12 protein-coding genes and 1 pseudogene are annotated in these 12,654 nt (G+C 66.0%); 6 read left to right on the top strand and 7 right to left on the bottom strand.

The genetic code is table 11. From position 1 onward, the window contains the following. On the top strand, window positions 1-501 hold a 501-nt coding region (locus L632_RS0109440), incomplete at its 5' end, for an electron transfer flavoprotein subunit alpha/FixB family protein (RefSeq protein WP_028716704.1). 257 nt (window positions 502-758) lie between these two features. Here the strand turns inward: L632_RS0109440 and L632_RS0109435 are convergent. From L632_RS0109435 to L632_RS0109410, 6 genes and pseudogenes are all read right to left on the bottom strand, one after another. Next, window positions 759-1,199: pseudogene (locus L632_RS0109435) on the bottom strand (aldehyde dehydrogenase family protein); the annotation flags it as partial. 122 nt (window positions 1,200-1,321) lie between these two features. Next, complete coding sequence (locus L632_RS0109430; protein WP_028714652.1) at window positions 1,322-2,830, bottom strand: tripartite tricarboxylate transporter permease; 1,509 nt, start codon at window positions 2,828-2,830, stop codon at window positions 1,322-1,324. Between the two features lie 15 nt (window positions 2,831-2,845). After that, window positions 2,846-3,307 (bottom strand): tripartite tricarboxylate transporter TctB family protein, encoded by a 462-nt coding sequence (locus L632_RS0109425; RefSeq protein WP_028714651.1) that lies wholly within the window; start codon window positions 3,305-3,307, stop codon window positions 2,846-2,848. Next, window positions 3,307-4,263 (bottom strand): tripartite tricarboxylate transporter substrate binding protein, encoded by a 957-nt coding sequence (locus tag L632_RS0109420; protein WP_051476414.1) that lies wholly within the window; start codon window positions 4,261-4,263, stop codon window positions 3,307-3,309. The genes L632_RS0109425 and L632_RS0109420 overlap by 1 nt, the downstream gene beginning before the upstream one ends. 32 nt (window positions 4,264-4,295) lie before the next feature. Next, entirely contained in the window at window positions 4,296-4,979 is a 684-nt protein-coding gene (locus L632_RS0109415; RefSeq protein WP_028716702.1) for an RraA family protein, read from the bottom strand. Window positions 4,980-4,991: 12 nt separating this feature from the next. Beyond that, window positions 4,992-5,978 carry a hydroxyacid dehydrogenase gene (locus L632_RS0109410; protein WP_028716701.1) on the bottom strand — a complete coding sequence of 329 codons (987 nt, stop codon included), beginning with the start codon at window positions 5,976-5,978 and terminating at the stop codon, window positions 4,992-4,994. A gap of 111 nt (window positions 5,979-6,089) precedes the next feature. Between L632_RS0109410 and L632_RS0109405 the strand changes: the two genes are divergently transcribed. Continuing rightward, the gene (locus L632_RS0109405; RefSeq protein ID WP_028716700.1) at window positions 6,090-6,977 is read left to right on the top strand and encodes a LysR family transcriptional regulator; all 888 of its coding nucleotides are present in this window, start codon (window positions 6,090-6,092) and stop codon (window positions 6,975-6,977) included. A gap of 348 nt (window positions 6,978-7,325) precedes the next feature. Here L632_RS0109405 and L632_RS0109400 read toward each other — a convergent pair whose 3' ends face one another. Then, entirely contained in the window at window positions 7,326-8,210 is an 885-nt protein-coding gene (locus L632_RS0109400) for a LysR family transcriptional regulator (protein ID WP_028716699.1), read from the bottom strand. Window positions 8,211-8,301: 91 nt separating this feature from the next. Between L632_RS0109400 and L632_RS0109395 the strand changes: the two genes are divergently transcribed. The 4 genes from L632_RS0109395 to L632_RS0109380 are packed head-to-tail and all read left to right on the top strand — an operon-like array spanning window position 8,302 to window position 12,650. Continuing rightward, a complete protein-coding gene (locus L632_RS0109395; protein WP_028716698.1) occupies window positions 8,302-9,603 on the top strand; it encodes a CitMHS family transporter in 1,302 nt (433 codons plus the stop codon). After that, on the top strand, window positions 9,600-10,829 hold the full coding sequence (locus L632_RS0109390) for a CaiB/BaiF CoA-transferase family protein (protein ID WP_230378318.1): 1,230 nt from the start codon (window positions 9,600-9,602) through the stop codon (window positions 10,827-10,829). Before L632_RS0109395 ends, L632_RS0109390 begins: the two co-directional genes overlap by 4 nt. Beyond that, a complete protein-coding gene (locus tag L632_RS0109385; protein WP_028716696.1) occupies window positions 10,829-11,641 on the top strand; it encodes a citryl-CoA lyase in 813 nt (270 codons plus the stop codon). Before L632_RS0109390 ends, L632_RS0109385 begins: the two co-directional genes overlap by 1 nt. A gap of 37 nt (window positions 11,642-11,678) precedes the next feature. After that, window positions 11,679-12,650: a tripartite tricarboxylate transporter substrate binding protein gene (locus tag L632_RS0109380; protein ID WP_232220958.1), complete on the top strand. Its 972-nt coding sequence runs from the start codon at window positions 11,679-11,681 to the stop codon at window positions 12,648-12,650. Window positions 12,651-12,654 lie beyond the last annotated feature (4 nt).

Below are 12,654 nucleotides of genomic sequence, written 5' to 3'. Positions count from 1 at the left end.
AAGGTCTTCACCATCCGCACCGCCAGCTTCGACGCGGCCGGCGAGGGCGGTTCGGCCAGCGTGGCCGAGACCGCCGCTGCCGCCGATCCCGGCCTGTCGGCCTGGGTCGCCGATGAGGTGGCCGAGAGCGACCGTCCCGAGCTGACCTCGGCCAAGCGNGTGGTCTCGGGCGGCCGCGGCCTCGGCTCGAAGGAGAGCTTCGCCATCATCGAGCAGCTGGCCGACAAGCTCGGCGCCGCGGTGGGCGCCAGCCGCGCGGCGGTGGATTCGGGCTATGCCCCGAACGACTGGCAGGTCGGGCAGACCGGCAAGGTCGTCGCCCCCGAGCTCTATGTCGCGGTGGGCATCTCCGGCGCCATCCAGCACCTGGCGGGGATGAAGGACAGCAAGGTGATCGTGGCGATCAACAAGGACGAGGAGGCGCCGATCTTCCAGATCGCCGATTACGGCTTGGTCGGCGACCTGTTCTCCGTGGTGCCCGAACTGACCGGGAAGCTCTGAGTAGGTTGAATCAGAGGAGTGACTACATGAGTCAGGAGCCGACTCCCTTCTCGTGGTCGGACCCGCTCCTGCGAGAGGATCAGCTGACCGGGGAAGAGCGGTTAACCCGCTAGACTCCAGCGCAGATATTTCGGAAGTGGCCTCGGTTCCGATTGAGGGTGTCACGTTCGGAAGAGCCTGGCTCAGTCCTCAGTTCGATCTATCGATTTTTTATTCTCAGTAGAGAAAATGACGCTCTGCCGAAGCCCTTTAGCCTTTCAGACCGACAGGCACATGTATTTGATCTCGAGATAGTCCTCGATGCCATAGCGGCTGCCCTCGCGGCCGAGGCCGGATTGCTTGACGCCGCCGAAGGGCGCCACCTCTGTCGAGATCAGGCCGGTGTTCACGCCCACCAGGCCGACCTCCAGCGCCTCGGCCACGCGCCAGACGCGGGACAGGTCGCGGGCGTAGAAATAGCCCGCCAGCCCGAATTCGCTGGCATTGGCCAGGGCTACCGCCTCGGCCTCGGTCTCGAAGCGCCAGACCGGGGCGACGGGGCCGAAGGTTTCCTCGCGCGCGATCTTCATCGAGGGCGTCATGCCGGACAGCACGGTCGGCTGGAAGAAGCCGCCGCCAAGCGCATGGCGCGCGCCGCCGGTGGCGATGGTCGCACCCTGGGCGCGGGCGTCGGCGATATGGTCCTCGACCTTGGCCAAGGGCCGCGGCCGCGCCGGCGGCCTGAAGCATCGCCCGACGGCTTATTGCATTCATGGTCAGGCAAGCTCCTTCCGAGCGATTGGAATGAAAACGGCCGGAGACGTCTCCGGCCGTTGCGATTTCACGCCTCTTCCTCCTGGAAGGCCTCCTCGCGCTTCTTGCGGAAGCCGGGCAGGATCATCAGCGCCAGCAGGATCACGGTCGCGATCAGCATCACCAGGCTGATCGGACGCTCGACGAAGATGCTGGCGTCGCCCTGGGTGATCAGCATGGTGCGGCGCAGGTTCGATTCCAGCAATGGACCAAGGACGAAGCCCAGCAGCAGCGGACCCGGCTCGCATTTCGCCTTGCGGAAGGCATAGCCCAGCAACCCGAAACCGGCCGCCAGCAGCACGTCGAAGATGCGGTTGTTCATCGAATAGACGCCGACGCAGCAGAACAGCAGGATTGCCGGATAAAGCAGGCGGTAAGGCACGGTCAGCAGCTTTACCCACAGTCCGATCAGCGGCATGTTGATGATGACCAGCAGGGCGTTGCCGATCCACATGCTGGCGACCAGGCCCCAGAAGATCTCGGGCTGGTTGGTCAGCACGCTGGGTCCCGGCGTGATGCCGTGGATCATGAAGGCCGAGAGCATCATCGCCATCATGTTGTTGGACGGGATGCCCAGCGTCAGCAGCGGGATGAAGGACGATTGCGCGGCGGCGTTGTTGGCGGCCTCGGGCGAGGCGACGCCCTGGACCGCGCCGGTGCCGAACTTTTCCGGCGTTCTCGAGACCTTCTTTTCCAGCGAATAGGCGCTGAAGGACGCCAGCGTGGCGCCACCCCCCGGCAGGATGCCGAGGAAGGTGCCGATGCCGGTGCCGCGCAGCACCGCGGGCCAGGCGCGGCGGAAATCCTCGCGCGTCGGCCACAGCCGGGTCAGGCGGGCAACCGTCACGCCGGCCGAGCCGCTGCGTTCCAGGTTCGCGATGATCTCGGAAAAGCCGAACAGGCCGATGGCGATGACGGTGAACTCGATTCCGTCGAACAGCTCCAGCGATCCGAAGGTCAGGCGCTCGGCCCCGGTGGCCTGATCGGTGCCGACCATGCCGAACAGCAGGCCGATCAGGATCATGCCGATGGCCTTCAGCACCGGGCCGCTGGCCAGGATCGTCGCGGCCAGCAGGCCGAAAATCATCAGCGAGACATATTCGGCCGGCCCGAAATTCAGCGCAAAGCCCGCCAGCATTGGACCGGCGATGGCGATGCCGAAGGTCGCGACCGTGCCGGCAAAGAACGATCCCAGCGCCGCGACGGCCAGCGCCGAACCCGCCCGGCCCTGCCGCGCCATCTGGTAGCCGTCCAGCGTCGTGACCACGGCCGAGGCCTCTCCCGGCAGGTTCACCAGGATGGCCGTGGTCGAGCCGCCGTATTGCGCGCCGTAATAGATGCCCGCCAGCATGATGATCCCGGCAAGGGGCGGCAGGAAGAAGGTGATCGGCAACAGGACCGCGATGGTCGCGGTCGGGCCGATCCCCGGCAGCACCCCGATCAGCGTGCCAAGAAGCGCGCCGATCAGGCAGAACCCGAGGTTTGCGGGGCTCATCGCCTCGGAAAACCCCAGCAACAGAAGATCAAAGATTTCCATGATGTTTTCCTCGGCTCAGAACGGCCAGATCGTCATCTGGACGCCAAGGCCGTAGATGAAGACCAATGCGCCAAACAGGGTCAGGCCGCCTGCCAGCAGCAATGTCGTGCGCCACCGCCCGCCGGGATCGGCCAGCGATCCGGCGATGATCAGCCACAGCGACGCGACGACGAAACCGGCATGTTCGGCAAGATAGGCAAAGCCGACGATCGACAGCACGATCACCGCCAGCGGCCGCAGCTTCATCGCCTCCAAGGGCTCGCCCTGGCGATGCAGGGCCGAAAAACCGATGACAGCGCCCAGGACGATCAGTCCCCCGCAGACAACGCGGGGCAGAAAGCCCGGCCCCATCTGCGCCAGCGTTCCCTGATCCAGCGGCCGCGAAAGCCACAGGCCGAGCACGCCGAATCCGATGAATAGCGCCGCCGTCAGAAGATCGGGCATGTCCCCCCTTTTCGTCGCGCCCGGCCCGGTCATCACTGTCCCTCTTTGATCAGCGCGAAGATATCGCGGTAGCGGTCCAGCCGTGCAGGCATGGCTTCCTTCCACTCGGCACCCGACTGGAACGCCAGGGGCAGGGATTGCTGCTTGGCCTGGGCCTGGAATTCGGGGTTGGCCAGGGCCGCGTCGACGGCCTCGGCCAGGCGGGCGCGGATTTCCTCGGGCACTTCGCAGCGCGCGGCAAGGCCACGCTCGGAGGACATGATGACGTCGAAGCCCTGTTCCTTGGCGGTCGGCAGATCCTCGGCCAGGACCGAGCGTTCCTCGGCGAACTGCGCCAGCGCGCGCATCGCGCCCTTGTCGGCGGTGGCGTATTCGCCGACATTCAGTCCGATGGCGGTGATGTGGCCGCCCAGAAGCGCGGTCTTGGCCTCGTTGGCGCCGGCAAAGGGAACCGCCGTCAGGTCCACGTCCGCCGAACGCTCCAGTTGCAGCATCGCCAGATGCTCGTCGGTGCCGACGCCGGTGGTGCCGATGGACACGGCACCCGGGTTTTCCTTGGCATGGGCGATGAGATCCTCCAGCGTCTGGAAGTCCGAGCCCGCGGGAACGATGAAGGTGCCGGGGTCCTCGACGATGCGCGCGATCGGGCAGATCTCCTCGGGGTCGAAGCGCGGCTTGCGGTCGATCTGCATGGTCAGGAAGCCGGGCGTGTTCAGCGACGAGACGGTGTAGCCATCCGGCCGCGCCTGCGCCAGCGCGGTATAGGTGATCTCGCCTGCCGCCCCGGGACGGTTCAGCACCGGAAACTGCGTGCCCAGTTCCGCCTCGAGATAGGGAGCAAGGGTGCGCAGCATGATGTCGGTGCCGCCGCCGGGAGCGAAGGCGACGATCATCTCGATCGGTCGATCAGTCGGCCAGTCGGCATGGGCCATGGTCGCGGCCGATGCGAACAGCGCCGCAGCAAGCGGCAGACTCGTTTTAGCGGACATAGGTTTCCTCCCTTTGGTCCTGGCTGTTGGACTTAGATCCCTTCAGGGATCTCGCAGCCCAGTTTCTTCAGTGCGGCATCAACCCAGGAACGGTCGTTCGTCCCGGCCTCGATCGCCGCCATCTGCTTGGTTTCGGCGTCCTGCTTGGCGCTGGTCCTGGCATAGACCTCTTCCACGATGTCGAAGGGGACCGCCAGCACGCCGTCGCTGTCGCCCAGGACCAGGTCACCCGGCTCGATCACCATGCCGTCGATGGCGATGGGCACGTTGATCTCGCCCGGGCCGTCCTTGTAGGGACCGCGATGGGTCACGCCTGCGGCAAAGACCGGCAGGTTGGTGGAAAGGAACGCGTCCGCATCGCGGATCGCGCCGTTCAGCACGAAGCCCGCCACGCCGCGCTTGACCGCATAGGCGAGCATCAGCTCGCCCATCAGCGAGTTGGTCAGGTCGCCACCCGCATCGACGACGATGACGTCGCCGGGCCGGGCCATGTCGATGGCCTTGTGCAGCATCAGGTTGTCTCCCGGGCGGGCCTTGACGGTGATGGCCGGGCCGGCAAGCTGGCCGTCGCGGTGCATCTTGGCCAGACGCGGCCCGGCGGCGGTCATGCGGTGCATGCTGTCGCTGACATTGGCGACGGGCAGCTTCAGAAAACGCCGCACCACGTCGGCGGAAACGGCGCGTTCGCGTTTCAGGACACGAAATCCGGTTGCCATGAAAATGTCTCCTTAGACGCTGATCTTCAGTTCTGCGCGGTTGACGATGCGCGCTTCGGGCACGGGACGGCCCTCCAGCAGGTCCACGATGCCCTGCGCGGCCTCGACCCCGACGCGGATGTTCGCGGCTTCGGTGACGCCACCGATATGCGGGCTGAGGACAAGGCGCGGCTCTGTCCAGAACGGATGTTCGGCGGGGGGTGGCTCTTGTGCGAAGGTATCGAGCCCGGCGCCGGAGATCCGGCCGCTTGCCAGTGCTTCGGCCAGCGCGGGCTCGTCGATCAGCCCGCCCCGCGCGGTGTTGATGATGATGGCGCCCGGTTTCATCCGCGACAGGCGCTGTGCGTTGACCATGTTCCTTGTCATGGGCGTCAGCGGGCAATGCAGGCTGATGATGTCGCAACTGGCGAACAGCTCGTCCAGGTCCTCGACCCGCTCGACCCCCTCGGCCGCAAAGGCCTCCGTGGGCGAGAACGGATCGTGGGCGCGAACGCTGATGCCGAGCCCCTTGGCAAAGCGCGCGGTCTGGCGAGAGATGGCGCCGAAGGCGACCAGCCCCATGACCGAGCCCGCCAGTTCGCGGCCCTGAAAGCCCGGCTTTTCCCAGCGGCCCTCTCGGATGCCGCGATCAAGCGGGATGATCCGCTTTGCCACGGCGAAGAGCAGCGCCATGGCCTGCTCCGCCACCGAGACCGCATTTGCGCCCGCCGCGTTCAGCACCGGGATGCCCCGGGCCGTGGCGGCCTCGACGTCGATATTGTCCACGCCCGCACCGTGCTTCGAAATCACGCGAAGCCGGGGCGCCGCCGCGAACACGGTTTCATCGATCCGACCCATGCGCGCCAGGATGCCGACCGGATCGGCCATGCGCACGACCTCGATCAGACCCTCGCCGTTGGTATAGGGCGGAACGTAGACCGGAACATAACCCGCTCGCGTCAGCACATCTGCGGCGGCGGGTGCCAGGCTTGGCCCCGTGATCAGGATATTCTGTGACATGATCCTCCGTGTGCCACACCCCGTGGCAGCTCCTCGGCTTGGAATTTATCATTTGGATATCTGAAGGAAAGCGGATAAAACTGTTTGGTATATTCAGAAAAACTGCATCAAATGGATACACGCCAGCTAAAGACACTTCTCGCCATTGTGGAAACCGGCAGCTTCGCCCGTGCCGCGAACCGCGTTGCGCTGACGCCCTCGGCAGTGAGCCAGCAGATCCAGGCCCTTGAAAACGAAGTCGGAGCTTCGCTTTTCAACCGCGAGAACCGCCCGCCGACGCTGACCGCGGCGGGACAGCAGATGGTCGAGGCGGCGGCAGAGCTTGTCAGGGCGGCGGAAAACGCCATCGATGCGATTTCAGGCCGCCGGATCGTGGGAAAATTCGTCATCGGCTCGGTTCGCACCAGCGCGATAGGGCTGCTGCCGCAAGCGGTATCGCGCGTCGTGGCGAATCATCCCGGCCTCAAGATCCGGCTTCTGGTCGGGAACTCGGAAAACCTGGTCCAGGATGTCTATGCCGGCAGGCTGGACGCCGCGATCATCGCCGAGAACAGCCTGTCCTCGCGCGATCTCGACTGGTCGCCCTTTATCCGCGAGCCGCTGTTCCTGATCGCGCCACCGGGAACCCCGGTCGTTGATGTCCGGCAGGCGTTGTCGGCGCTTCCCTACGTGCGGTTCCGCAGCAACGTGCCCCTGGCGCGGCTGATCGAAACCGAGCTGGGCCGGATGAACCTGCCGCTGAACGACATCGCCGAGATGGACACGATTTCGGCGGTGACCGCCTGTGTCGAAAACGGGCTCGGGGTGTCGATCGTGCCGCGGATCGCCGCGATCGAGCGCGGGGTGGACCTGGTCATGCTGCCCTTCGGCGATCCGCCGGTCTTTCGCCAGATCGGGCTGCTGCAACGCCCGAAAGGGCCTCGTGCCGGGCTGATCGCCGAATTGCACGAGCAACTGGCCCAGGTCAGCGGCGAGTATGGGGTCAAAAAAACCGCCTAAAGCCTTCCTGTTCTAATCCGCGACACATCCTGCGGCCTTGGTGAAGGTTCGTGCGCCGATCCTGCGCATGTGAGGGATGGGCAATACGGTTGCTGCATCATCTGCCGCTCGGATCGGAGCGAAATTGTACCGGGGCTGACGCCACAGGGCCGAGCGGTCCGGAACCACAGGCGAGGGCATCGGCCACGCGGCTTCTGTCTTTTTTAGAAGACTTGGCTTACCCGGGATCGTCTCGGATGAAGCTTCGGCCTTTGGCGAAAGCCTTGATCTGCAGGGAGAAAATAATCCGCGGCGATGTTAATTCACGAAGCCGCATCGCATTGGTCCCTTCAGGCCCGAAACCCGCGGCTAACGCGGACACTTCAATACCGACAAGGCCAGTTCGAGCGCGGGCGAGACAGTGGCGGAACGCATCCATGTCGCGCCGATTTCGCGCGTCATGGTGAAATCCTCGATGGCCAGGGGCGCGATCCGATCCCTGAGCGCAGGCAGCTCCATCTTCAGCCCCGAGATGAAGCTCAGATAGTCCGTCCCTGCGATCAGTTCCTCCAGGATGGCGATGGAGGATGTCTCGACATGCGGCTCCGGCGGCGCATAGCCCCGGGCAAGGAAAGCCGCGTCGAACCACTGGCGCATCGCGACCCGTTGCGAGGGCAGCACCCATTTCTGCGGCAGCACCTCCTCCAGGCCGACCTTTCGTCCCTGCAGGGGATGGTGCGTCGCGGCGACGATCCGAACGCGGTCCTCCGCCAGGACATGGCATTCGGCGGCGGCAGGATCGCTCCGGTCGATCACCCCCAGCACCATGTCGATCTCGCCGACGCGGAGGGCCCGGTGCAGGACATCGTTCATGCCGTTGACGATCGAAACGCGAAGATCCGGATGCGCAGAGGTCAGGCGGCGAAGGAACGAAGGCAGGTAAATGGCGGCCATTGTCGCCGCCACGCCCAGCCGGACGTGTCCGTGCCGCCCTTCGCTTACATCCCTGACCTGCCTGCGGATGATTTTCAGCTGCTCCACGACCCCCATGGTCCGTTCGGCAAGAAAGATCGCGGCCTCTGTCGGCTCGACGCCCCGGCCGACGCGCGTGAAGAGGGCAGCGCCCAATTGATCCTCCAGCCTTCGCACCGCCTTGGTCAGCGCGGGCGGGGTGCGCCCGACGGCGTCCGCCGCCGAGGCAACGCTGCCTTCGCGAATGATCGCGTGCAGATAGGCCAGATCCCGCACATCCATGATAGCGTCCCAGAAGTTTTCTTTTCCTGAATATAACTGAATTTTCTGATCCTGTCTTCTCTGTCATGTTCCCACCATGGAGGAGACTGGAATGCTGTCATTTGCCGGCTTCGCCATGATCGCGCTGTTTCTGGGGCTGATCATGACGAGAAGACTTTCCGCACTTGTCGCGCTGGCGCTGATCCCGGTGCTGTTCGGCCTGGTCATCGATCCCGCCGGCCTGGGCGAGATGATGCGCGAGGGTTTGGTCAAGCTTGCGCCCACCGGCGCCATGCTGATGTTCGGCATCCTGTTCTTCAGCATCATGACGGATGCGGGCCTGTTCGATCCGCTGATTTCCCGGGTGCTGCGAGTGGCCAGGGGCGATCCTCTGAAGATCCTCGTCGGCACGGCTGTGATCGGCACCTCGGTCGCCTTGGACGGCGACGGGGCGACCACCTATGTCATCTGCGTCACCGCGCTGCTGCCGATCTACCGGGCGATCGGTTTGCGCCCGCAATACATGGCGACGCTGCTGCTGATGTCGATCGGGATCATGAACATCCTGCCATGGGGCGGCCCCACGGCACGCGCGGCCTCGGCGATGCATGTGGACGTGGCGGATGTCTTCGTGCCGCTGATCCCGGCGATGGCGGTGGGCTTCGGCTACCTGCTGATCGTCGCCACCCTGTTCGGCTTGCGGGAGAGGCGGCGCGTCGGTGTCCTTTCCCCCGATCGGGAAGCCGCGCTGGAACATGACATGGAAGAAGCGCCCGCCTATCGCCGTCCGAAGCTGATGCCTGTCAATCTGGCGCTGACGGGTGGCCTGCTTGCCGGATTGATCACCGGCATCCTGCCGCTGCCGATCCTGTTCATCCTCGCGACCGCGCTCGCCCTGGCCATCAACTACCCGACCCTCGCGGAGCAGCGCGAGCGGATCCAGGCGCATTCCTACAACATCGTCTCCGTCGTCGGCCTGATCTTCGCAGCCGCCATCTTTACCGGCGTGCTGTCGGGAACCGGGATGGACGATGCCATGTCGCAAAGCCTGCTGGCGATCATGCCCGACAGCCTCGGCCCCTACATGGCGCCGGCCACGGCGCTGTTCAGCGCCGCCGCGACCTATGCGGTGACGAACGACGCCTTTTACTTCGGAATGCTGCCGATCCTCGCCTCGACCGCCGAGGTCTATGGCATCAGCGGGGTCGAGATGGCGCGCGCCTCGCTGATCGGGCAGCCGATCCATCTGCTCAGCCCGCTGGTCGCCTCCACCTACCTGCTCGTGAACCTTGTCGGTGTCGAATACGGCGACAACCAGCGTGCCTCGATCCTGTGGGTTGCAGGACTGGTTCTGGCGATGCTGGCCGGCGCCCTGGCCTTCGGCATCATCCCTCTTGCCGGAGCAATCGCATGAACGCGCAAACGGACATCACCTTGGGAAAAACCACCATGAAACCGCTGAACGGCATCCGTGTGCTGGATCTGACGAACGTCCTGGCCGGTCCCTTCTGCTGCCACCAGCTTGTCCATTTCGGGGCCGAGGTCATCAAGGTCGAAGCTGCCGGTCGCGGGGATCTGGCCCGCAACCTCGGCGCCGATGCCGCGCTGAACAAGGCCGGGATGGGCGTGTCCTTTCTGGCGCAGAACGCCGGCAAGAAATCGGTCACCGTCAATCTCAAGCACCCCGAGGGCAAGGCGCTGCTGAGGCGCCTGGTCCGGACGGCCGATGTGCTGGTCGAGAATTTCCGCCCCGGCGTGATGGACCGGCTGGGCGTCGGCTACGAGGTGCTGAAGGCCGAGAACCCCCGGCTGATCTATTGCGCCATCTCGGGCTTCGGCCAGGACGGGCCGTGGCGGGACCGCCCGGCCTATGACCAGATCATCCAGGGCGCGTCGGGGGTCATGTCGATCACCGGCGACAAGGACAGCGCGCCCCTGCGCGTCGGTTATCCGCTGGCGGATACGGTCGGCGGGCTGACGGCGGCCATGGCCATCGCGGCGGCGCTGAACGCGCCGGAGCGCGGCGGCTTCATCGACGTCTCGATGCTCGAAGCGGTGGTGGCGACGATGGGATGGGTGGTGTCGAACTATCTTGTCGCCGGTGTCGAGCCGCAGGCGAACGGCAACGAGAACGTCACCTCTGCCCCTTCGGGCGCCTTCGAGACGGCAGACGGCCCGATCAACATCGCCGCCAACAAGGACGAGCAGTGGCAGAGCCTGGCCAGCTATCTGGGCCGCGACGACCTGCTGGACGATCCGGATTTCGCGACGCGAGAGCTGCGCAAGGCCAATCGCATCCGCCTGCGCGGCGAGCTGGAAAAGACGCTGGCGACCCGCGGCGCCGAGGAATGGGCCGCCGACCTGAACCGCATCGGCGTTCCGGCCGGTGCGATCCTGACCGTGCCGCAAGTCCTGTCCGCCCCGCAGATCGCGGACCGGGGATTGCTGGCCACCTATCCCGCACCGGAAGGGGTCGGGCGCGACATCACCGTGGTGCGGACCGGGGTCAAGCTGAACGGCGCGGCGCCGGTGGTGGACAGCCCTCCGCCGCGGCTCGGGGCCGATAATGACGACATCTATGCCGCGCTGGGAATGTCCCCGAAGGACATCGCGCGGCTGAAATCAGAAGGGGTGATCTGATGGGCGACGACCGGAAACTGGCCGAAGACTGGTGGGCGACATCCATCATCAAGATGCGCCCCGGCGAAATCCGGATGCGCGGCTATGCCGTCGAGGATCTGATCGGGCGCGTCACCTATCCGCAGATGGTCTGGCTGATGACCCGCGGCGAACTGCCGACCGAGGCGCAGGCCCGGCTGCTTGAGGCGGCGATGGTGGCGGGCGTCGACCACGGCCCGCAGGCGCCCTCGATCGCGATCTCGCGCATCGCGGTGACGGGGGGCGTCGGGATCAACGGCGCGATGGCCTCGGCGATCAACGTGCTCGACGATGTCCATGGCGGCGCGGGCGAGCAGGCGGTGGAGCTTTATCACGAGATCGACGCGGCAGGCGGCCCCGAGGCGGTGCCGGAAGTGCTGGCGCGACAGGCGGCGGCCGGCATGAAATACCTGCCGGGATTCGGCCACCGCTTCCATCCGGTCGATCCGCGCGCGCCCCGGCTTTTGTCGCTGATCGACGATGCCGTGGCGGCGGGAACGGTCGAGGGGCGCTTTGCCGCCATCGCCCGCGCCATCGACGCGCATCTGCGCCGGACGAAGTCGCGCCCGGTGCCCATGAACATCGACGGGGCCACGGCCGCGATCTATGCCGAGCTGGGCTTTGCGCCGCCGCTCTGCCGGGGGCTGTTCATCCTGTCCCGCTCGGTCGGGATCCTGGCGCATGCCTATGAACAAAGCCTGGGGTCGCAGCGCAACAAGGGGCCGATCCCCCGGCAATGGCTCTGGACCTATGAGGGTCCCGAGAACCGCAAGCTTCCGGGCGACGGGGACTAGTCGCGCGGGACCGCACCTTCAGGGAGGAGAAGAGACCATGAACCGGAGAAACTTCATGATGACGACCGGCGCCATCGGCCTGATGGCGGCCATGCCGACCTTGACGCTGGCGCAAGAGATCGGCTCGCTCGAGATCTTCGTGCCGGCGGCGCCGGGCGGCGGCTGGGACCAGACCGCGCGCGTGATGGACCAGATCCTGCGCGGCGAAGGGCTGATCGGCTCGGCCCGGATCACCAATGTCGGCGGCGCCGGCGGCACCATCGGCCTGCCGCAGTTCATCAACCAGTATTCCGGCGAGGGCAATGCGCTGATGACCGGCGGCATGGTGATGATCGGCGCGATCATCACCAACAACGCGCCGGTGGACCTGACGATGGTGACGCCCATCGCGCGGCTGACGGGCGAATACCTGACCATCGTCGTGCCCGCCGCGTCCGACATCCAGACCATGGAGGACCTGGTGGCCAAGCTGAAGGCCGATCCCGGCTCGGTCTCCTGGGCGGGCGGCAGCGCGGGTGGCAGCGACCACATGCTGGCGGGCCTTGTCGCCCAGGCCGCGGGCGTCGATCCGCTGGCGCTGAGCTATGTCGCCTTTGCCGGCGGCGGCGAGGCCATGGCGGCGCTTCTGGGCAACCAGGTCACCTGCGGCGTGTCCGGCTGGGGCGAATTCTCGGAACAGGTGGGGGCGGGCAACCTGCGCGTCATCGGCATCTCGGCGCCCGAGCGGGTCGAGGGCATCGACGCGCCGACCATCCGCGAGCAAGGGCTTGATGTCGAACTGCTGAACTGGCGCGGCGTCTTCGCGCCTCCGGCGATCAGCGACGAGGACCGCGCCCGGTTGATCGACATGCTGACCCGGATGGACGCCTCCGAGGCCTGGCAGGCCGAATTGGCAAGCCGCTCCTGGGACCGGCTGTTCCTGGCCGGCGACGACTTCGCCGCCTATCTGGCCGAGGACACGGATCGGATCCGCTCCGTGCTCCAGGGCCTTGGCCTGGCAGCCGGGTAGGGCC

The sequence above is a fragment of the Paracoccus sp. J39 genome, assembly GCF_000518925.1.
Classification (GTDB): domain Bacteria; phylum Pseudomonadota; class Alphaproteobacteria; order Rhodobacterales; family Rhodobacteraceae; genus Paracoccus.
This window is presented reverse-complemented; position numbering and strand designations above follow the sequence as displayed.

Excerpts from the sequence above, each read along its gene's own strand:
- L632_RS0109415 (WP_028716702.1), bottom strand. The coding sequence starts at position 4,979 with ATGGCAACCGGATTTCGTGTCCTGAAACGCGAACGCGCCGTTTCCGCC.
- L632_RS0109395 (WP_028716698.1), top strand. The coding sequence starts at position 8,302 with ATGCTGTCATTTGCCGGCTTCGCCATGATCGCGCTGTTTCTGGGGCTG.
- L632_RS0109405 (WP_028716700.1), top strand. The coding sequence starts at position 6,090 with ATGGATACACGCCAGCTAAAGACACTTCTCGCCATTGTGGAAACCGGC.
- L632_RS0109410 (WP_028716701.1), bottom strand. The coding sequence starts at position 5,978 with ATGTCACAGAATATCCTGATCACGGGGCCAAGCCTGGCACCCGCCGCC.
- L632_RS0109380 (WP_232220958.1), top strand. The coding sequence starts at position 11,679 with ATGAACCGGAGAAACTTCATGATGACGACCGGCGCCATCGGCCTGATG.
- L632_RS0109420 (WP_051476414.1), bottom strand. The coding sequence starts at position 4,263 with ATGTCCGCTAAAACGAGTCTGCCGCTTGCTGCGGCGCTGTTCGCATCG.
- L632_RS0109390 (WP_230378318.1), top strand. The coding sequence starts at position 9,600 with ATGAACGCGCAAACGGACATCACCTTGGGAAAAACCACCATGAAACCG.
- L632_RS0109400 (WP_028716699.1), bottom strand. The coding sequence starts at position 8,210 with ATGGATGTGCGGGATCTGGCCTATCTGCACGCGATCATTCGCGAAGGC.
- L632_RS0109385 (WP_028716696.1), top strand. The coding sequence starts at position 10,829 with ATGGGCGACGACCGGAAACTGGCCGAAGACTGGTGGGCGACATCCATC.
- L632_RS0109430 (WP_028714652.1), bottom strand. The coding sequence starts at position 2,830 with ATGGAAATCTTTGATCTTCTGTTGCTGGGGTTTTCCGAGGCGATGAGC.
- L632_RS0109425 (WP_028714651.1), bottom strand. The coding sequence starts at position 3,307 with ATGACCGGGCCGGGCGCGACGAAAAGGGGGGACATGCCCGATCTTCTG.